The organism is Candidatus Arsenophonus triatominarum, assembly GCF_001640365.1.
Taxonomy (GTDB): domain Bacteria; phylum Pseudomonadota; class Gammaproteobacteria; order Enterobacterales; family Enterobacteriaceae; genus Arsenophonus; species Arsenophonus triatominarum.
The window spans coordinates 223564-243472 of record NZ_LWMI01000010.1 but is presented as its reverse complement, the minus strand read 5'-3'; the positions used below and the strand labels follow the sequence as shown (position 1 = coordinate 243472).

The following is a 19909-nucleotide window of genomic DNA, read 5'->3' as shown; positions in this document are numbered from 1 at the left end:
TTATATTCTGTAAAGAAGGATAGAATTGTGGAATTTCTTTCATCGTATGGATTATTTGTTGCTAAAATAGCAACAGTAGTTGTTGCTATTATATTAATTTCATTGGTTATTTTTAGCTTTGGACAGCGTAAACAGAGCAAAAAAGGTGATTTAAAACTTATTGATTTAAGTGAAGCCTATCGTCAACGTCAACGTGAAATGCAACAGGTTAAGATGAGTGACGCTGAATATAAAGTTTGGTTAAAAACCTATAAAAAACAACGTAAAATTGAAGAAAAAAAGCAGAAATCAGATGCTAAAGTTGGTCAAACAACGCTAAAAAAACCTTGTCTTTTTGTGATTAATTTCAAAGGCAGCATGAATGCTCATGAAGTCAATACATTACGTGAAGAAATCACTGCAATTCTATCAATTGCTGATAACAAAGATGAAGTATTACTTAGGCTTGAAAGTCCAGGTGGCATTGTGCATGGCTATGGCTTAGCTGCCTCTCAACTAAATCGTTTACGGGAAAAAGGCCTTAAATTAATTGTTTCGGTGGATAAAGTGGCGGCCAGTGGCGGTTATATGATGGCTTGTGTCGCCGATCGTATTGTGGCGGCTCCTTTTGCGATTATTGGCTCTATTGGTGTAGTTGCGCAAGTACCCAATTTTCATCGATTACTGAAGAAAAAGGATATTGATGTAGAATTACATACAGCCGGAGAATATAAACGTACACTAACTTTATTAGGTGAAAATACCGAGCAAGGACGCAAGAAGTTTGTACAAGATTTAAATGAAACACATCAACTATTTAAAGATTTTGTGCATCAAAAACGTCCGGCCCTTGATATTAATGCTGTTGCAACAGGTGAGCATTGGTATGGTATCCAGGCAAAAGAAAAAGGGTTAATTGATGAAATAGGCGTTAGTGATGACATTATTATCAATCAAATTGATGCTCGTGAAATTATTGAGGTAACTTATACTCCGGCTAGACGTTTTGTTGATCGTTTAATGGGCAGCATGGTAGAAAATGCAGATAAGTTGTTAATATGCTGGTGGCAAAGAGGACAGAGACCACTGCTTTAAATTATGAATAAGAAATACATACCGGCGTTTTCAGCCGGTATTTTTATAACGTAATAGTTAAAACTTAATTATTTAATTGCAAATAAAATATTAATTAATTAAAAACATGATAAACAATTTTATAAAGCTATTTTTATTTGGAAATTAATTTCTTTCTGAAAATTTTATTTATATATCTGTTTGAACTAGATTTCTGCTACTTTTTATTATAATTTTATTGATTTTTTTATAATCTATTCATAACTTATTGAGGTGGTTTTTGTTGTCATAACAATACCTATGAATAAAATAAGTGGTTGCGCATCATTTTTTATCAGGTAGAGTGTAGGCTTTTTATTACTTACGATGCTTTACTTTTGTCATTGTTTTGCTGACAAAATTGTACTATTGAATCTGATTACAGTATGAATTAACAAAGTTTTTTATCTTTATGGCAAAGTATTTAAGCAAAAAAAGTTGATATATTGTGAATCTGACGCAATATAAAAAGAAATTTCATTCCATCTGGCTGGAAAGCCAGTACGCTTAGACAATATTTTAGGTAAAGATAACTATGGGTAAAGCTCTTGTTATTGTGGAGTCCCCGGCAAAAGCCAAGACTATCAATAAATACCTTGGTAATAACTACGTTGTTAAAAGTAGCGTAGGGCATATACGTGATTTGCCAAAAAGTGGTGGTTCCAGCTCACAAAAGAATACAAACTCAGCCAACAAGGTTAAAAAAGTAAAAAAAGATGAACATGAGGCGCTTGTAAATAGAATGGGAGTTGACCCATATCATGGGTGGAAAGCCAATTATCAAATTTTACCTGGCAAAGAAAAAGTCGTTGCTGAATTAAGATCGCTTGCCTCCGACGCAGAGCATATCTATCTGGCAACGGATCTCGATCGTGAGGGGGAAGCGATTGCCTGGCATTTGCGAGAAGTGATTGGCGGTGATAATCAGCGCTTTAGTCGAGTAGTTTTTAATGAAATTACTAAAAATGCAATTAAGCAAGCTTTTGATAATCCTGGTGAATTAAATATTGATCGTGTTAATGCTCAACAAGCTCGGCGTTTTTTAGATCGGGTTGTTGGTTATATGGTTTCACCGCTATTATGGAAAAAAATTGCTCGCGGCCTTTCTGCCGGTCGTGTTCAGTCAGTCGCTGTACGTCTGATTGTAGAACGGGAACACGAAATTAAAGCATTTGTCCCACAAGAGTATTGGCAGCTGCATACTGAGTTACTGACCGTAGATACAGCATTGATTCGAATGGAAGTGACACATGAAAAGGGTAAGCCTTTTAAGCCCGTCACTAAAGCACAAACTGATGCTGCCGTTGCATTATTAAAAAATGCCCATTATCAGGTGTTAGATCGTGAAGATCGGCCCACAATTAGTAAACCCAGCGCCCCTTTTATTACCTCAACCCTGCAACAAGCGGCAAGTACACGTCTTGGCTTTGGCGTTAAAAAAACCATGATGATGGCACAGCGTCTCTATGAAGCAGGTTATATTACCTATATGCGTACTGACTCAACTAACTTAAGTCAGGATGCTTTAAGTATGGCTCGCAATTATATTGACCATAAGTTTGGCAGCAAATACCTGCCTAAACAGGCGAATGTTTATACCAATCAAAAAAGTTCGCAGGAAGCACATGAAGCTATTCGTCCTTCTAATATTGACGTTGGTGTTAATGCTCTAAAAGAGATGGAAGCGGATGCCAAAAAACTATATCAGCTGATTTGGAACCAATTTGTCGCTTGCCAAATGACACCAGCTGAATTTGATTCAACCACAATAACCGTCAAAGCTGGAGATTTTGAGTTGAAGGCTAAAGGGCGTATTTTGCGTTTTGATGGTTGGACTAAAGTTATGCCCGCATTGCGCAAAGGTGATGAAGATAAAATATTACCCATGGTCAAAGTTGGTAGTCAGCTTGAATTGGATAAATTGTGTCCTAGCCAACACTTTACTAAACCCCCAGCACGTTTTGGTGAAGCTTCTTTGGTTAGAGAACTTGAAAAACGCGGCATTGGCCGGCCATCAACCTATCCGGTTATTATTTCAACTATCCAAGATCGGGGTTATGTAAAAATTGAAAATTGCCGTTTTTATGCTGAAAAAATAGGTGAAATAGTTACTGACCGGTTAGATAAAAATTTTAGTGAATTAATGGACTATGATTTCACTGCTCGAATGGAAGATCAGCTTGACTTGATAGCAGAAGATCGTATCGAGTGGAAGAGTGTATTAGATGAGTTTTTTGCTGCTTTTACCGAACAGCTAGAAAGCGCAAATAAAGCACCCGAGGAAGGTGGCATGCGTCCCAATCCGATGGTATTAACATCGATTGAATGTCCTGACTGTCACCGAAAAATGGGGATTAGAACTGCTTCTACGGGTGTTTTTCTGGGATGCTCTGGTTACAGCTTACCAGCAAAAGAGTGTTGCAAAAAAACCATTAATTTAATTCCTGAAGATGAATTATCAAATATCCTGGTAGGAGAAGAAGAGGATGTGGAAACGCATGCTTTGCGAGCCCGCCGGCGATGCCCTAAATGTGGTACCGCGATGGATAGCTACCTTATTGATGATAAACGTAAATTACATGTATGTGGGAATAATCCAATATGTAATGGTTATGAGGTTGAAGAAGGTGAATTCCGCATTAAAGGCTATGATGGGCCAGTTATTGAATGTGATAAATGTGGCTCTGAAATGCATCTGAAAATGGGTCGATTTGGAAAATATATGGGCTGTACGAATGAAGCTTGTAAAAATACTCGCAAGATCTTAAAGAGTGGTGAAGTGCTTCCACCTAAAGAAGATCCTATTCCATTGCCGGAATTAGTTTGTGAAAAATCTGATGCTTATTTTGTATTAAGAGATGGCGCAGCAGGAATATTTTTAGCTGCTAACACTTTTCCAAAATCAAGAGAGACCCGCGCACCATTGGTTGAAGAATTGATACTTTTTAAAGATCGTCTGCCAGCCAAATTTAGTTATTTAACCCTGGCGCCATCGGTGGATCCTGAGGGTAATAAAACGATTGTTAGATTTAGTCGTAAGACTAAACAACAATATGTTTCCTCAGAAAAAAATGGTAAAGCCACTGGCTGGAGTGCATTTTATATCGATGGCAAATGGATAGAAAAAAACAAATAAAATTTTATCTATTTTCTATAATTAAACAAGGCTACTGAAATCAGTAGCCTAATTTTTAGTTTATATATCGTCGCTATTTCAAATCATAACAAGGATTAATATATGAATTGAAAATATTACTAATTAACCTGAGTTCGGGATAAGCATTATCAATTATGCTTGAAGATATGTTCCTGCCACCGGTATCTTTGGTTTAGATGGAATTAAACAATATGCAACCCGCCCTGCTAATAAATTCACTACAAAGTTAGCAGGAGAGCGGTGCCGCGTATGCGCTATCTGACAAAGATTTTTTAACTCATCAAATACCGTTTCAATGACAGAACGATGACGCAAGATGGCTTTGTCGAAACAAGTCTGTTCAACAGGCTTCATTTTCTTCTTGATATTCGTTATAGCTAGGCGACTTAATTTTGATTACAAGGTGTGTTATGAGTTATACAATTGATTTTCGACGTAAAGTAATATCTGTAAGGAAAGCCGAAGGTTTAACAATTCGAGAAACTGCGAAACAATTCCGTATTGGAAAAGCGTCTTTAGTACGTTGGCTTAAACGACCAGAGCCAAAAAATTCAACGCCACGTAAGAGGAAGCTCGATAAAAATGCTTTAGCAAAAGATGTGGAACAGTATCCAGATGCTTACCAAAAGGAACGGGCAGAGCGATTCGGTGTTTGTAAAAAGACTATTTGGCAATCCCTTAAAAAGCTGGGATTAACCTATAAAAAAAACTCTATTCCATCCAAAAACCAACGAAAGCGACAGGCTGGCACATCAGCAAAAAAGACAACAGTATGAAAAAAAAGATAAATCTGTTGTTTTTATTGATGAAAGTGGTTTTTCACATGACACTCCACGAACTCACGGCTATTCCCCAAAAGGTCACCGTTGTTTTGGCCTGAAAAACTGGGGTGCTAAGGGAAGAACAAATGTTATTGGCGCTTTATTGGGAACAACCCTTTTTGCTATCGGATTATTTGATTGCAATATTAATCGTGATGTTTTTTATGTTTGGATCACAAAAATATTGCTCCCAGAACTTCCTGAAAATTCTGTTATTTTTATGGACAACGCTAGCTTTCACAAAGGTAAGAATATTGAACAGGCAATTATAAACGCAGGACACCAGATAGAATATTTGCCTGTGTATTCACCAGATTTAAATCCTATAGAACATAAATGGTCTCAAGCTAAACGTAAAAAGATGGAAACAGGATGCACTATCGATGACCTGTTTTTAATACATATGCTGTAATCAAAATTAAGTCGCCTAGCTATATAAGGTTAATTCCCATTGTTTTCAGTTGCTGTTTCAGTGAAGCCGATAAATACCCTTTATCCGCATACAAACAACCAGAAAGATCTTTTATCAGCTCAGGTAATGGTTTCCGATCATCTGTGTTTCCTGGTGTAAGTCGAAAACTGAGTATTTCCCCCAAATGATTGATAATTAAATGAAGTTTGAAACCAAAGAACCAACCTGTTGAGGTTTTTCCTCGTTCAGCTATCCCATCGAAGACTTTATGCCGGCGGATCCGTAAGTTATCACACACAGCTATCGGAGTAGAATCGGCAACCGACAGACCCGTGCACTTTCCCTTAATTGACTCAAACAGTGCCGTTAAAGCTAAGGCACTGCGCGGAAGTAACTCTACGCAGCGTGAATATGATGGCAAGTTAGGAAATTCCTTCCTGAGAAATAAACGGACATAATAGAAATAAAATACCTCGAATTGTCTGAATCGGAGTTGATGAAACAAAACAACCAGTGTCATCATTTCAGCCAATGAAAGCTGAGTAGACCGTCTACGACGCTTACTACCGTTATTCAGCAAAATTTCATGCATTTTTGGCTCGAAGTCTTTACAAAAATCATCCATCAGGCAATAAAGTTTCAGTAAGATTTTCCATCATTGTTTAACAATGCTCTGCGCTTTAACCAGATTGTTAGAGTATTTTAACGAAATATGCGCATTCAACTATTTGAATAGCAAGACTTTCGCTTTATTTCTTATCCCGAACTCAGGTTAATTATGGGCACTTTTTTGCTGCAACATCGCTAGCCAATACAATGATAGTTCCAATGAAGATAGTTACTAAAAAAGATAACGGCCAATCGGTAGGTGAAATTAAGATCACGGAAACAAAATTTGGTTTATTATTTATCCCCAAACTTACAAGGATTAGTGCCTGGAATGCATGGTTTCCATGTTCACGAATATCCTAGTTGTGATGCTTTGCAAAAAGATGCAAAGTTAATTGCAACAGGAAAAGCGGGTGGCCATTTTGATCCTAACACGAGTTTCGCACCAATGAAAAACGCTCTATTTTTAAGTTTAATTCAGCATAATATATAAACAGACAAAATCTTATAAATTAAAAGCAAGTTATTGTAATTTAAATAAATTTATACGTTTTAGTAACTTGCAAATTAACCATTGCTTTTAAGCCATTTCTGGAATTTTATATGCCTGTGCGAAACTCGTGCCTAATAAAACAGCTCAACATAAAGGTCCATATAGTAGTAGCGGCCATTTAGGTGATTTACCGGGTTTAGTTGTCACGAGTTTCGCACAGACATATAAAGTTCTAAAAATAGCTAAAATAATGTTTTATCCGCAAGATACTAAATAATATAAAATATATATTTATTTCAATAAGTTATATTTGAATTAGCAATTTTTGCAAATTATATATTATGTTGAATTGAACTTAAAAATAACTTGTTTATTTGTCGGTGCGAAACTCGTGGTTGTTAATGCTAATGGTAGTGCTGATTATGCCATTTTAGCGCCGCGGTTAAAATCAATAAGTCAAATTAAGCATAGAGCATTAATAATCCATGAAGGTGGAGATAATTATTCAGATCATCCAGAAACATTAGGCGGTGGTGGTTTAAGGGTAGTTTGCGGTATTATTAAATAAATAAATAAATAAATAAACAAATAAATAAATAAATAAATTTTACGCCATTCAAAGTTAGTTTAGGAAACCTTTAGTAATAGTAAACGGCGTTGTTTGGCTTTTTATTTTAGCATTCAGTTAATTAATAATCTTGCCAAAATTTATATTCATTATAACTAATAAATATATAATTAATTGTTAGTAAAGTAAGCGCATTATATAAATAATATTTAATTTGTAATTTATTTGTTGTTATATTTTTAATCGTATATATTATTGATTATAATAAATAATGCTTATATTTCTTTTTGTTATAATAAAATTACTATAAGTTATTAAATAATTAATCCTTTATTCAATTTATAAGGACTCTGAATAAGATGAAATTACAGCAATTACGTTACATTGTAGAGATTGAAAATCATAATTTAAATGTTTCATCAACAGCAGAAGGGTTATACACATCACAACCAGGTATAAGCAAACAGGTTCGTATGCTTGAAGATGAATTGGGAGTGCAAATTTTTGGTCGCAGTGGTAAACACTTAACTCATGTTACCCCAGCAGGAAAGGAAGTCATTAAAATTGCTCGAGAAGTGATGACGAAAATGCATGCTATCCGAGCAGTCGTTGGTGAACATACTTATCCTGATCGTGGCATATTAGCCATTGCTACCACACATACTCAAGCAAGGTATGCTCTTCCTCCAGTTATTAAACAATTTATCGAACATTATCCACAAGTTTCATTACATATGAGTCAGGGTTCGCCGATACAAATTGCGGAAGATGTCAGTAAAGGAAATAGCGACTTTGCTATTGCGACTGAAGCGTTACATCTTTACAAAGATTTAGTGATGTTACCTTGTTATCATTGGAATCGTTCAGTTGTCGTTAAAGCTGATCATCCTTTAGCTGACAAGAAAAATATTACTATTAATGAACTAGCTCAATACCCGATTGTGACTTATACCCATGGTTTTACAGGCCGCTCTGAATTGGATGAGGTTTTTTATAAGGCAGGTTTACAGGCTAAGATTATTTTTACCGCCACTGACGCTGATGTTATTAAGACTTATGTAAGATTGGGATTAGGTATAGGAATTATTGCTAGCATGGCAGTTGACCCTAATCAAGATCAAGACTTAGTTATTATTGATATGCGGGATAAGTTTAGCTATAGCACTACAAAAATAGGTTTTCATCGTAATAGTTTTCTACGTAGCTATATGTATGATTTTATTTGGCGTTTTGCACCACATTTAACGCCTGATGTTGTTGATAAAGCGATTGCTTTACGTTCAAATGAAGAAATTGAAGAAATGTTTAAAGAGACTCGATTACCAACAATATAATTTTAATAAAAATTAGAGTTTATTTTCTATTCATGTTTTTTTTATTTTATATTTTTTCTTATGCACTAATTCCACATCAAGCCAGGGCTATTTAGCGTTAATACTTTTAATTTATTTTGAACGAAATCATATTTAATGATCATTATGTGTTACATAACCGAAAAATATTTCTAATATATTATCTTTATAAGATGCGTCATCTTAGTTATCTAGATAAAAAATAATAAAATAAAAGGAGGAGTTATGTCGTTAAGTCTAAGAACGGACTGTGCATCCACACTCTCCGCTAGAAGTAAACACTATGAATATTTTAGCTTACCTATTGCAGCCAAACAGTTAGGTGATATTTCGAATCTGCCAAAATCACTTAAAGTACTATTTGAAAATTTGTTGCGCCATCTGGATGGAAAATCTGTTGTATTAAAAGATTTGCAGGCTATGGTTGATTGGCAGCATACGGGGCATGCTGAGCGTGAAATTGCCTATCAACCAGCCCGAGTTTTGATGCAAGATTTTACTGGTGTGCCAGCAGTGGTTGATCTTGCTGCAATGCGAGAAGCCGTGCAACGATTAGGTGGTGATGTTAATAAGGTAAATCCACTATCGCCGGTCGATTTAATTATTGACCATTCGGTTATGGTCGATGAGTTTGCCACTCCTCAAGCCTTTAGTGATAACGTAAAATTTGAAATGCAACGCAACCATGAACGTTACCTATTTTTACGTTGGGGACAAAAGGCATTTAATCGTTTTAGAGTTGTGCCGCCCGGAACAGGTATTTGTCACCAGGTAAATTTGGAGTATTTAGGTAAGGCAGTGTGGTATGAAGAACGAGAAGGAAAATTATTCGCTTATCCAGACACATTGGTTGGTACTGATTCTCATACCACGATGATCAATGGTTTGGGGGTCTTAGGTTGGGGAGTGGGCGGTATTGAAGCAGAGGCTGCAATGTTGGGACAACCGATTTCGATGCTCATTCCAGATGTAGTTGGTTTTAAATTAATTGGCAAACTAAACGAAGGGATCACCGCTACTGATTTAGTTTTGACTGTCACCCAAATGCTGCGCAAACATGGCGTAGTGGGTAAATTTGTTGAATTTTACGGTGATGGTTTAGCTGATTTACCGCTCGCGGATCGTGCTACCATTGCCAACATGTCTCCTGAATATGGAGCTACATGTGGTTTCTTCCCTGTTGACGAAATCACATTAAGCTATATGCGGTTAACAGGGCGTTCGGAAGATGAAATTGCTTTAGTTGAAAATTATACTAAAACACAAGGATTATGGCGCCATCCAGGTCAAGAGCCTATTTTTACCAGTACATTAGTATTAGATTTAGCATCGGTGGAAGCCAGTCTGGCTGGGCCCAAACGCCCTCAAGATCGGGTTGAATTGAGCCAGGTTCCGCATGCGTTTAAAGATTCAGTCGAACTTGAATTAAATAAATCAACCAAAGAACCTGCTCCATCGGTCAGTTATGATGGTAAAAATTTTCAGTTACAAGAGGGAGCGGTTGTTATTGCGGCGATAACTTCCTGTACCAATACTTCAAACCCAAGTGTTTTAATGACGGCAGGATTACTCGCTAAAAAGGCGGTTGAAAAAGGTTTAGTGCGTAAACCTTGGGTAAAATCTTCGTTAGCACCAGGTTCGAAAGTGGTTACTGATTATTTAGCTAAAGCGGGATTGACTGATTATTTAAATCAGTTAGGTTTTAATCTAGTTGGCTATGGCTGCACCACTTGCATTGGTAACTCAGGGCCACTACCGGCGCCAATAGAAGAAGCAATTAAGAAACATGATCTAACTGTAGGTGCGGTGCTATCAGGCAATAGAAATTTTGAAGGTAGGATCCATCCATTAGTAAAAACCAATTGGTTGGCATCGCCACCTTTAGTGGTAGCTTATGCGTTAGCGGGTAATATGCAAATAAATCTTGCTGATGAGCCGTTGGGACAAGATAAAAATGGTAAAGATGTTTTACTAAAAGATATATGGCCTACCAGTCAGGAAATTGCTGAGGCAATACAGTTAGTAAAATCTGACATGTTCCATAAAGAATATAATGCAGTTTTTGATGGCGATGAAGCATGGCAGGCACTTGATGTAAAAAGTTCAGACACTTATTCATGGCAACCTGATTCAACTTATATTCGTAATCCTCCGTTTTTTGATGGGATGCAGCTTGCGCCGGCGCCGATCACTGATATTCATGGTGCTCATATTCTTGCAATCTTAGGTGATTCTGTTACGACGGATCATATTTCACCAGCTGGAAATATTAAAGCGGATAGTCCAGCCGGCCGTTATTTACAGTTCCATGGCGTACAAGCAAAAGATTTCAATTCGTATGGTTCAAGGCGAGGTAATCACGAAGTTATGATGAGAGGTACATTTGCCAATATTCGTATTCGTAATGAGATGCTACCTGGGGTTGAAGGGGGATTTACTCGCTATATACCGACACAGACTCAGCTAGCTATCTATGATACAGCCATACAATATCAGCAAAAAAAGATACCTTTAGCAATTATTGCTGGCAAAGAGTATGGTTCCGGCTCTAGTCGTGACTGGGCGGCTAAAGGAACCTTATTACTAGGGATAAGGGTGATTATTGCTGAATCTTATGAACGAATTCATCGCTCTAATTTGATTGGTATGGGGGTCTTACCGTTAGAATTTCCGGCTAATGTAAACCGCAAAACGTTAAAATTGACCGGTGATGAGACAATTGACATTGCAGGCTTGCAATCGATTACCCCAGGCGAGATGATTACAGTAACCATTACTGATAAAAATGATCAGATAACGACAATAGCGATGCGTTGCCGCATTGATACGATGACTGAATTAGAATATTTTCGTCATGGCGGTATTCTGCAGTATGTTATTCGTCAAATGTTAAAATAAACGGATTTAAACCATCAAAAACTGCTCTGTTAAAAACAGACAGTTTTTGATAATAATTGATTGATTATTTTTTAGCATTATCAGATAGAATATGGCCTAATTTGCTGGCTTTTACATTGAGGTAGTCACTATTTTTGGGATTACGGCCAACAATGAGAGGAACTCGTTCTACGACATTGATTCCAGCTTCTTTCATAATTTCTAGTTTTTTAGGATTATTGGTTAATAATCTCACTTCATTTATCGCCAATAATTTATACATGTCAGCACAGACAGTAAAATCACGTTCATCGGGTTTGAACCCGAGTTTTAAATTGGCCTCAACAGTATCCAGCCCCTGATCTTGCAGAGCATATGCGCGGATTTTATTTAATAATCCGATATTACGCCCCTCTTGACGATGGTATAGTAGTACTCCGCTACCTTCTTCGGCAATTTGTTTAAGTGCTGCTTCTAGTTGAAAACCACAATCACAACGTAAACTAGATAAGGCATCTCCGGTCAAACATTCCGAGTGAATACGGGAAAGAACGGGTTTTCCATCAGTAATATCACCATAAATAAGTGCAATATGATTATTACCATTAACAATTTCTTCAAAACCAACAAGTAAAAACTCACCAAAAGGAGTAGGTAATTTGGCTTCAGCTATACGTTTTAACTGCATAGTGTTATACATAATGAACGAAACTCTAGATTTAAAATTAAGGAAAAAGGCGTTAAAAAATAGTTAAATATAGTTATCAAATTATTTTTACCTATATATTTTACTAGGCTAGTGGATATCATCAGTAGATAAGTTTATGTTCATATTACTACAATATGATTATTAAAAAATTAACTATTTAACTATAAGCACATTTTGTTTATCAATTTAGATTGAGATCGGTGCCTAATATAAATAAATGTTCTGAGCTTTTTTCATATATTCACGAGTTTCGCAATCTCCAAAAAAGAAGTATAAATTTAAAAACAAGAAAAAATTAGGGTGTTCATATTTTGTCCGGTTATCCATGCATTAAAAATATCTATAAAACATTCTTACAAGTAAGCAGTGTAAGATACTCTGGTTTGGCGTTATCAGAAGTAAGCCCATCGCCTTTATCTCATGACACTATTAGTCGATGGCTAAAAGTAGATGTTTTCGACCTAAAGACCTATGGCGATTAGTTCAACCTTCTATAGACAAAAAAAGCCCTTGCGTACTAATTGCCGATGATACATTGATTGCCAAAACACGTAGTAAAAAAATAGAGATGGTCCACTATCAATATTCAGGTAATGAACATGATGCTATTGCTGGCATAGGTTTAGTTAATTTACGTTGGCATAATCTAACAACTGTTGAATTAATTCCTATTGATTATCGTATTTATGATAAAGATTCTGATGGAAAAGCAAAAAACACGCACTTTTCCGAAATACTCGCTCTTGCTAAAAAAAGAGGGATCATACCAGAAGCGGTAGTGATGGATGCCTGGTATTCTAGCCTGGATAATCTGAAATCAATTCGCTCTCATGGTTGGGTCTGGGTAACCACGCTGAGGAAAAACAGGATTGTCAACCATAACAAACAACTGAACAAGTTAGACATCTCAGAAGAAGGAACTCCAATACACTTACGAGGCTACGGTTGGGTGACTGTTTTCAAATTTACAGCCAAAAACGGCCGTATTGATTACAGAGTAACAAACAAAGACAATCCCACCCGTGAATACGTCAAATCTATCATGGATGCCCGTTGGTCTGTTGAAGTTTATCATCGAGAAGTTAAAAAAATTGTAGTATTGAACGCTGTCAGGCTCGCACGAGCCGAGCGCAAAGAAATCATATTTTTCTCGCTATTTCTGCGTGGTTTGAACAACACAAACGTCGTATATCTGAAAAAATAACCCTTTATCAACAAAATTGGGACGTAATCAAAAATGCTATTGCTGAGCACATCCGTGTTTTATTAGCGTAACCAAATTAGTTTTGTGCGAAACTCGTGTTATTGAAAAAAATAGCCAGCAACACTAGTATTTGGTTGAATGGGATAAATTTAATAAGGAATTTTTTGATTAAAAATATTTTTGCACCATTAACATGTTATAGGAAAATTTTTGTGGTAACCCATTCTGTTATCTACCATTGAAATGTTTATTTAAATAAAAAGGTGAGTGTTGATATAATTCACTTTCTTTATTGGGTTCAGATGCTAAGTTAAGCAACGAAAAGTGTTTTTACCGCTTTTCTATCATTAAGCAACAATAGGAAAAAATGTGAAATATTTTTTTATTTTATTACTTGTTGTAGCCATTTTTATTATTTCCGTAACACTTGGCTCAAGCAATAATCAGATAATAACATTTAATTATTTGATTGCTAAAGGTGACTATCCAATATCGACATTACTAGCCGTCCTTTTTGCGGTTGGATTCTTGCTGGGTTGGCTTATTTGCGGGGTGTTTTACGCTAAAGCATTAATTTCATTATCAAATGCAAAACGTAAGATTAAACGTTTAGAAAGTCAATTAACTGAATCAACTCAAAGTGAACACGATACTAAAGTGGCAGTTGTTACAAATGAAAAAAGGTAATTTTTTATGTTAGAGCTGCTATTTCTGCTACTGCCTATTGCCGCTGCCTATGGTTGGTATATGGGACGCAGAAGTGCTCAACAAGATAAACAACAAAATGCTGATCGTTTATCCCGTGAATATGTAGCTGGTGTCAATTTCTTGCTATCTAATCAACAAGATAAAGCCGTTGATCTGTTTTTAGATATGCTTAAAGAAGATAGCTCGGCGTTTGAGGCTCATTTGACATTAGGCAATCTTTTCCGTTCAAGGGGGGAGATTGAACGGGCTATCCGTATTCATCAATCCTTGTTTGAAAGTAACTCATTATCCTTTGAGCAGAAACTATTAGCTACACAGCAGCTTGGGCGAGATTATTTAGCGGCAGGAGTTTATGATCGGGCGCGAAATATTTTTTTGCAGCTAGTTGATGAGCAAGATTTTCGCTTTAGTGCGTTACAATCTTTACTTACTATTTATCAAGCAACTAGCGATTGGTATAAAGCAATCGAGGTTGCCGAAAAATTAGTCAAAATGGGCAATCCTCAATTTAAACAAGAAATAGCTCATTTTTATTGCGAACTGGCACTATTGGAGCTGAGTAGTGACGATCTTGATGGCGCATTTCTTTTACTAAATAAAGCCGCTCAATCAAGTAAAAACGCTACTCGAGTTTCTATTATGAAAGGGCGCATTCATATCGCCCGAGCTGAATACGAAAAAGCCATTTCAGTACTTAAGCAAGTTTTTGATCAAGATAGAGATTTAGTCAGTGAAACTTTAGCCATGCTTTATGAATGTTATCATCATTTAGCGAATTGGCATGATTGGGAAGCTTATATCCAGCAATGTGTTGCTGGCGATTGTGGAGCAACTGCTCAGCTTTATCTGGCGGAAATAATTGAAAAAAGAAAAGGGCTAGAAAAAGCGCAAATATTTATTAAACAGCAACTTGAACGTCATCCAACGATGCGATTGTTTTATAAACTGATCGATTATCATTTGGCAGACGCAGAAGAAGGCAGAGCAAAAGAGAGTCTGGAATTACTGCGTAATATGGTTGGCGAGCAAATCCGCTCTAAACCTGATTACCGTTGCTGCAAATGTGGTTTTACTACCCATTCTTTATATTGGTATTGTCCTTCATGCCGCTCTTGGGATACGATCAAACCAATAAAAGGCCTTGATGGTCGGTGACAACGTAACAGATATTGCATTCATTAAATTTAAAAAGGTTAAATATGATAGCCCACACGCAAAATAAACTTCCTGTCTCTACTAATTCCCCTGTTATTGTTGCATTAGATTATCATGATCTGGCTAAGGCATTATCTTTTGTTGACAATATCAGCCCGCAGGATTGCCGCCTGAAAGTGGGTATGCAGATGTTTATTTTATATGGCCCACAACTTATTCAAACTTTACATAACCGAGGGTTTCAGGTTTTTTTGGATTTAAAATTTCATGATATTCCTAATACGGTGGCGCAAGCTGTTAAAGCAGCGGCGGAAATCGGGGTTTGGATGGTTAATGTACATGCCAGTGGTGGGGTCAGAATGATGATGGCGGCTAAAGAAACATTAGTTGAATATGGTAAAGATGCTCCGCTATTGACTGCGGTTACCATATTAACCAGTATGGAACAAGTGGATCTGCATCAGATTGGTATTACACAACCGCCGGCTGATCGCGCCTTGCAGCTAGCAAAATTAGCCAAGGAGTGTGAGTTGGATGGTGTAGTCTGTTCAGCACAAGAAGTAGCAACACTGAAATCAGCTTGTGGTAGCGATTTCTTATCAATCACCCCAGGCATTCGTCCCAGTGGTGCAGAAGCCTATGATCAGCGGAGAATTATGACTCCAGAGCAGGCTATTAATGTAGGCGTTGATTATATGGTTATTGGTCGTCCTATTACCCATAGTGCTGATCCAGTGTTAACGCTGGCGCAAATTAATCGTTTAATTGGATGGATAAAATGAGTGACTCGCGTTTAGTTTATTCGACGGAAACTGGCAGAATAGTTGAAGTAGAAAAAAAATCATCGCCAACGAAAGGCGATGGTATAATTCGTATCAGACGTGAAAGCTCGGGCCGAAAAGGCAAGGGCGTTTGTGTTATTACTGGCTTGGATTTGAATAAAGATCAATTAATGATGCTTGCTGCTGAATTAAAGAAAAAATGTTGTTCAGGCGGTGCAATCAAACAAGGTAATATTGAGATCCAAGGCGATAAACGCGAGCTTATTAAGCAATTATTAGAAGCTAAGGGAATGAAAGTTAAACTGGCCGGTGGTTAATCATATTTATAAATAAAGTATAGTAGCTCAGACTTGATCTGACAGTTGCCGGTTATTTATACAGTATTTGTCAGGTTAAATTTGATTTAAATCTTTTTCTCTCCAAATAAAGTTGCCATAGGAGTTCGACCGCAACACATTTTTCCTTGATGAGTGCGTTGGTTATTGTATTCGTCTAATCATTTGTCTAAATCAGTTTGTAATTCGGCTAAATTACCGAAGATTTTCTTACGAAAAGCCACCTGATAGAACTCTTGTAATACAGTTTTATGAAAGCGTTCACAAATCCCATTGGTTTGAGGTGAACGAGCTTTAGTTTTTGTATGATCAATATCATTGATAGCGAGATAAAGTTGATAATCGTGATGTTCAACTTTACCGCAATACTCACTGCCTCTGTCCGTCAGTATACGTAACACCGGTAACCCATGCTGGGAATAAAAAGGGAGAACCTTGTCATTTAATAAATCTGCCGCCGTTATCGCGCTTTTTGTTGTGTAAAGCTTACAATGAACGACTTTACTGTAAGTATCAATGTAAGTTTGTTGATAAACACGACCAACGCCTTTTAAATGACCGACATAAAAAGTATCTTGTGAACCCAGATAACCTGGATGCGCTGTTTCAATCTCACCACAGGCTTCATCATCTTGCGCTTTCTTTTCTAGAGCACTGATTTGTGATTCTGACAGGATAATTCCTTCTGTTGCGATTTTAGGCGTTTTGTAAAATTTTCGAGATATGGCGCAGCCAAATAGAGCGAACGCCACTCCCCGACACAAAAATGCCTTTTTTTCTTAGTTCATTACTACTGCGGTGTTGACCGTGTGCAGGGTATTCAATCGCATACTCAACTACAGCGCTTTCAATCTGTTCGTCTACTCTATTTTTTACGTTAGGCACCCGTCGATTTTGATTAATTAAAGCGTCTATCTGTAGTGGCATACTAAATTTGGCCACCTAAGTTGAGGTGATATGCTTACCTCATAATTTTTATAGGTGCCGAAATGAGTAAAATAATTACTGCTGAATTTAAATGTGAAACCGCCAAATTAGTCCTTGACCAAAATTACACCTACCAGGAAGCCGCGAAAGGCATGAACGTCAGTCTTTCAGCGATTAGCCGGTGGGTAAGTGTAGTGGCCAATTTTAGTTGACCACTACAATCCCACCATCGTTAACAAGTTCCTGGTAGCGATAAAACGTATCTCGGGATACCCCCATAATCTTACAGGCTTTTGAGACGTTATTAAGCTCTTCAGCGAGGTTAAGTAACCCGACTTTATGTTTGATGATAGGATTATTTGTTTGATACATAGAATTACCTTTTATTTAATTATCTAATGATGTTAATTTGTAGTAGCTCAGACTTAATCTGACAGTTACCGGTTATTTATACAGTACCTGTCAGGTTAAATTTGATTTAAATCTTTCTCTCTCCAAAGTTGTTTTCCATCGTGTAAAGTTGCCATAGGAGTTCGACCGCAACACATTTTTCCTTGATGAGTGCGTTGGTTATTATATTCCGCTAACCATTTATCTAAATCAGCTTGTAATTCATTTAAAGCCCTATAGATTTTCTTACGAAAAGCCACCTGATAGAACTCTTGTAATACAGTTTTATGAAAGCGTTCACAAATCCCATTAGTTTGAGGTGAACGAGCTTTAGTTTTTGTATGATCAATATCATTGATAGCGAGATAAAGTTGATAATCGTGATGTTCAACTTTACCACAATACTCACTGCCTCTGTCCGTCAGTATACGTAACACCGGTAACCCATGCTGGGAATAAAAAGGGAGAACCTTGTCATTTAATAAATCTGCCGCCGTTATCGCGCTTTTTGTTGTGTAAAGCTTACAATGAACGACTTTACTGTAAGTATCAATGTAAGTTTGTTGATAAACACGACCAACGCCTTTTAAATGACCGACATAAAAAGTATCTTGTGAACCCAGATAACCTGGATGCGCTGTTTCAATCTCACCACAGGCTTCATCATCTTGCGCTTTCTTTTCTAGAGCACTGATTTGTGATTCTGACAGGATAATTCCTTCTGTTGCGATTTTATCTTCAAGCGCTTTTAGGCGTTTTGTAAAATTTTCGAGATTATGGCGCAGCCAAATAGAGCGAACGCCACTCCCCGAAACAAAAATGCCTTTTTTTCTTAGTTCATTACTACTGCGGTGTTGACCGTGTGCAGGGTATTCAATCGCATACTCGACTACAGCGCTTTCAATCTGTTCATCTACTCTATTTTTTACGTTAGGCACCCGTCGATTTTGATTAATTAAAGCGTCTTTCCCACCATCGTTAACAAGTTCCTGGTAGCGATAAAACGTATCTCGGGATACCCTCATAATCTTACAGGCTTTTGAGACGTTATTAAGCTCTTCAGCGAGGTTAAGTAACCCGACTTTATGTTTGATGATAGGATTATTTGTTTGATACATAGAATTACCTTTTATTTAATTATCTAATGATGTTAATTAAAACCGGTAACGCTCTTTTTTAAATCAGAATTGTCGGATTAAGTTAAGACTAATACAGTTAATTAAAACCGGTAACGCTCTTTTTCAAATCAGAATTGTCAGATTAAGTTAAGACTAATATATAATGCCTTCAAGTGCCAGATTCCATAGTTTCCAGCCATTAAATTTGGTCTTGACCGCTATACGTTCTGAACGCATATACTCGACAATTTCCACTTTTCCTATAAACTTCATAAACAGATTGCGTTCAGGGAGCTGTTTAATATTGTCAACGACTTCTCTTGACATCAAACGGAAATCACCCACATTTTCTTCAATTTTTGGATTGCTGATTTTGTTGTGGAGTTTATAGAACCATTCAGCGGTTTTGCATTTCAGATAACCATCATGAGAACGGTCATTGCGTTTTGCTAAAACAACATCAGCACCTTGTTGCCATTTTCCGATTAATTGTGGAATAACTTCTATTGGGTCTTGTAAGTCAACATCGATAGGGATTACTGCATCACCTGTGGCATTATCAAGACCTGCAAAAAGTGCAGGTTCTTTTCCAAAATTGCGCGTGAATGACAATGCTTTGACTAATTTATCTGACAATGCAAAAGAATTTATGATTGACTCTGTCGCATCTTTACTACCATCATTAATAAAAATTATTTCAATCTCATATTTTTGTAATTTTTCATTTTCCCTTACAGTTTTATAGAAGATTGGAATAGCTTCTTCTTCATTGAAAACGGGAACAATTAATGAAATTTTCATTATTCAATACCTTTAAATACAACAAATTTTGAATATAAGAAACCCAAAATAAGACTAATGGTTGAAAATGTAAGTATTGTGATAACAGGGTGAATATTTAATTTATCCGAGAAACATCCTATCAGGTAACTCATCATTCCCATAAAACCAATGAAAGCTATGTATCGACAACCAGTTGCCTTTTTATTAAAAGTGAATTTAGCGTTAGCAAAGAAAGAAAATGTTACTGACACTAAGAAAGCGATAAGGTTAGCATAAGCCTGTGGAATATGTGTTATAGAAACAATAATAGCAAATATAATCCAATGGATAAGCGTATTGATAATTCCAATTGAAAAGTATTTAGCGAAATGTGTCACAATATTTATCTATCATTAAATTTGATTGTGGAGTTTATCA

18 protein-coding genes and 5 pseudogenes are annotated in these 19909 nt (G+C 36.7%); 15 read left to right on the top strand and 8 right to left on the bottom strand.

The annotated features are described in order from the left end of the window. Positions 1–27 precede the first annotated feature (27 nt). Complete coding sequence (gene sohB / locus AYJ55_RS09545) at positions 28–1074, top strand: protease SohB (RefSeq protein ID WP_063655886.1); 1047 nt, start codon at positions 28–30, stop codon at positions 1072–1074. A gap of 553 nt (positions 1075–1627) precedes the next feature. Further along, a complete protein-coding gene (topA, locus tag AYJ55_RS09540; RefSeq protein ID WP_063655885.1) occupies positions 1628–4228 on the top strand; it encodes a type I DNA topoisomerase in 2601 nt (866 codons plus the stop codon). Between the two features lie 153 nt (positions 4229–4381). Here topA and AYJ55_RS09535 read toward each other — a convergent pair. Then, positions 4382–4624: pseudogene (locus tag AYJ55_RS09535) on the bottom strand (transposase); the annotation flags it as partial. 35 nt (positions 4625–4659) lie between these two features. Here AYJ55_RS09535 and AYJ55_RS09530 point away from each other — a divergent pair. Together AYJ55_RS09530 and AYJ55_RS09525 are read left to right on the top strand one after the other, a co-directional pair. Beyond that, on the top strand, positions 4660–5025 hold the full coding sequence (locus AYJ55_RS09530) for an IS630 transposase-related protein (protein ID WP_063653415.1): 366 nt from the start codon (positions 4660–4662) through the stop codon (positions 5023–5025). Beyond that, complete coding sequence (locus AYJ55_RS09525; RefSeq protein WP_162505291.1) at positions 4949–5482, top strand: IS630 family transposase; 534 nt, start codon at positions 4949–4951, stop codon at positions 5480–5482. The genes AYJ55_RS09530 and AYJ55_RS09525 overlap by 77 nt, the downstream gene beginning before the upstream one ends. A 22-nt stretch (positions 5483–5504) precedes the next feature. Here AYJ55_RS09525 and AYJ55_RS09520 read toward each other — a convergent pair. Continuing rightward, positions 5505–6107, bottom strand: a pseudogene (locus AYJ55_RS09520) (IS982 family transposase); the annotation flags it as partial. Positions 6108–6377: 270 nt separating this feature from the next. Here AYJ55_RS09520 and AYJ55_RS09515 point away from each other — a divergent pair. The 4 genes and pseudogenes from AYJ55_RS09515 to acnA all read left to right on the top strand — a co-directional run bounded on the left by AYJ55_RS09515 (position 6378) and on the right by acnA (position 11402). Beyond that, positions 6378–6584 carry a superoxide dismutase family protein gene (locus AYJ55_RS09515; RefSeq protein ID WP_063655881.1) on the top strand — a complete coding sequence of 69 codons (207 nt, stop codon included), beginning with the start codon at positions 6378–6380 and terminating at the stop codon, positions 6582–6584. Positions 6585–6975: 391 nt separating this feature from the next. Further along, positions 6976–7152: pseudogene (locus tag AYJ55_RS09510) on the top strand (superoxide dismutase family protein); the annotation flags it as partial. A gap of 359 nt (positions 7153–7511) precedes the next feature. After that, complete coding sequence (gene cysB, locus AYJ55_RS09505) at positions 7512–8486, top strand: HTH-type transcriptional regulator CysB (RefSeq protein ID WP_063655877.1); 975 nt, start codon at positions 7512–7514, stop codon at positions 8484–8486. A gap of 243 nt (positions 8487–8729) precedes the next feature. Next, on the top strand, positions 8730–11402 hold the full coding sequence (gene acnA / locus AYJ55_RS09500) for an aconitate hydratase AcnA (protein WP_063655875.1): 2673 nt from the start codon (positions 8730–8732) through the stop codon (positions 11400–11402). Positions 11403–11466: 64 nt separating this feature from the next. Here the strand turns inward: acnA and ribA are convergent, their stop codons facing one another. Further along, positions 11467–12069: a GTP cyclohydrolase II gene (ribA, locus tag AYJ55_RS09495; protein WP_063656286.1), complete on the bottom strand. Its 603-nt coding sequence runs from the start codon at positions 12067–12069 to the stop codon at positions 11467–11469. Positions 12070–12401: 332 nt separating this feature from the next. Between ribA and AYJ55_RS31860 the strand changes: the two genes are divergently transcribed. The 6 genes from AYJ55_RS31860 to yciH all read left to right on the top strand — a co-directional run bounded on the left by AYJ55_RS31860 (position 12402) and on the right by yciH (position 16256). Continuing rightward, positions 12402–12572 (top strand): hypothetical protein, encoded by a 171-nt coding sequence (locus AYJ55_RS31860; protein ID WP_187153219.1) that lies wholly within the window; start codon positions 12402–12404, stop codon positions 12570–12572. Beyond that, on the top strand, positions 12527–13294 hold the full coding sequence (locus tag AYJ55_RS09490; protein ID WP_222703461.1) for a transposase: 768 nt from the start codon (positions 12527–12529) through the stop codon (positions 13292–13294). The genes AYJ55_RS31860 and AYJ55_RS09490 overlap by 46 nt, the downstream gene beginning before the upstream one ends. A gap of 369 nt (positions 13295–13663) precedes the next feature. After that, complete coding sequence (locus AYJ55_RS09485; protein ID WP_063655873.1) at positions 13664–13981, top strand: LapA family protein; 318 nt, start codon at positions 13664–13666, stop codon at positions 13979–13981. 6 nt (positions 13982–13987) lie between these two features. Further along, positions 13988–15157 carry a lipopolysaccharide assembly protein LapB gene (gene lapB, locus AYJ55_RS09480; RefSeq protein ID WP_063655871.1) on the top strand — a complete coding sequence of 390 codons (1170 nt, stop codon included), beginning with the start codon at positions 13988–13990 and terminating at the stop codon, positions 15155–15157. Between the two features lie 44 nt (positions 15158–15201). Next, positions 15202–15939: an orotidine-5'-phosphate decarboxylase gene (gene pyrF / locus AYJ55_RS09475; protein WP_063655869.1), complete on the top strand. Its 738-nt coding sequence runs from the start codon at positions 15202–15204 to the stop codon at positions 15937–15939. Continuing rightward, on the top strand, positions 15927–16256 hold the full coding sequence (gene yciH / locus AYJ55_RS09470) for a stress response translation initiation inhibitor YciH (RefSeq protein ID WP_425393788.1): 330 nt from the start codon (positions 15927–15929) through the stop codon (positions 16254–16256). The genes pyrF and yciH overlap by 13 nt, the downstream gene beginning before the upstream one ends. Before the next feature lie 86 nt (positions 16257–16342). Here yciH and AYJ55_RS09465 read toward each other — a convergent pair. After that, positions 16343–17189: pseudogene (locus AYJ55_RS09465) on the bottom strand (IS481 family transposase); the annotation flags it as partial. Between the two features lie 74 nt (positions 17190–17263). Between AYJ55_RS09465 and AYJ55_RS28565 the strand changes: the two are divergent. Beyond that, on the top strand, positions 17264–17413 hold the full coding sequence (locus AYJ55_RS28565; RefSeq protein ID WP_162505435.1) for a transposase: 150 nt from the start codon (positions 17264–17266) through the stop codon (positions 17411–17413). Here the strand turns inward: AYJ55_RS28565 and AYJ55_RS09460 are convergent. From AYJ55_RS09460 to AYJ55_RS09445, 4 genes and pseudogenes are all read right to left on the bottom strand, one after another. Then, positions 17406–17573 carry a helix-turn-helix domain-containing protein gene (locus tag AYJ55_RS09460; protein ID WP_063655867.1) on the bottom strand — a complete coding sequence of 56 codons (168 nt, stop codon included), beginning with the start codon at positions 17571–17573 and terminating at the stop codon, positions 17406–17408. The two genes, AYJ55_RS28565 and AYJ55_RS09460, sit on opposite strands and share 8 nt — an antisense overlap. A gap of 95 nt (positions 17574–17668) precedes the next feature. Next, positions 17669–18709 carry an IS481 family transposase gene (locus AYJ55_RS09455; RefSeq protein WP_063655865.1) on the bottom strand — a complete coding sequence of 347 codons (1041 nt, stop codon included), beginning with the start codon at positions 18707–18709 and terminating at the stop codon, positions 17669–17671. 162 nt (positions 18710–18871) lie between these two features. Then, positions 18872–19510, bottom strand: a pseudogene (locus AYJ55_RS09450) (glycosyltransferase family 2 protein); the annotation flags it as partial. Continuing rightward, on the bottom strand, positions 19510–19872 hold the full coding sequence (locus AYJ55_RS09445) for a GtrA family protein (protein ID WP_063655863.1): 363 nt from the start codon (positions 19870–19872) through the stop codon (positions 19510–19512). The gene AYJ55_RS09445 and the pseudogene AYJ55_RS09450, both read right to left, overlap by 1 nt. Positions 19873–19909 lie beyond the last annotated feature (37 nt).

Excerpts from the sequence above, each read along its gene's own strand:
- topA (WP_063655885.1), top strand. The coding sequence starts at position 1,628 with ATGGGTAAAGCTCTTGTTATTGTGGAGTCCCCGGCAAAAGCCAAGACT.
- AYJ55_RS09530 (WP_063653415.1), top strand. The coding sequence starts at position 4,660 with ATGAGTTATACAATTGATTTTCGACGTAAAGTAATATCTGTAAGGAAA.
- cysB (WP_063655877.1), top strand. The coding sequence starts at position 7,512 with ATGAAATTACAGCAATTACGTTACATTGTAGAGATTGAAAATCATAAT.
- acnA (WP_063655875.1), top strand. The coding sequence starts at position 8,730 with ATGTCGTTAAGTCTAAGAACGGACTGTGCATCCACACTCTCCGCTAGA.
- ribA (WP_063656286.1), bottom strand. The coding sequence starts at position 12,069 with ATGCAGTTAAAACGTATAGCTGAAGCCAAATTACCTACTCCTTTTGGT.
- AYJ55_RS09490 (WP_222703461.1), top strand. The coding sequence starts at position 12,527 with ATGGCTAAAAGTAGATGTTTTCGACCTAAAGACCTATGGCGATTAGTT.
- lapB (WP_063655871.1), top strand. The coding sequence starts at position 13,988 with ATGTTAGAGCTGCTATTTCTGCTACTGCCTATTGCCGCTGCCTATGGT.
- pyrF (WP_063655869.1), top strand. The coding sequence starts at position 15,202 with ATGATAGCCCACACGCAAAATAAACTTCCTGTCTCTACTAATTCCCCT.
- yciH (WP_425393788.1), top strand. The coding sequence starts at position 15,927 with ATGGATAAAATGAGTGACTCGCGTTTAGTTTATTCGACGGAAACTGGC.
- AYJ55_RS28565 (WP_162505435.1), top strand. The coding sequence starts at position 17,264 with ATGAGTAAAATAATTACTGCTGAATTTAAATGTGAAACCGCCAAATTA.
- AYJ55_RS09460 (WP_063655867.1), bottom strand. The coding sequence starts at position 17,573 with ATGTATCAAACAAATAATCCTATCATCAAACATAAAGTCGGGTTACTT.
- AYJ55_RS09455 (WP_063655865.1), bottom strand. The coding sequence starts at position 18,709 with ATGTATCAAACAAATAATCCTATCATCAAACATAAAGTCGGGTTACTT.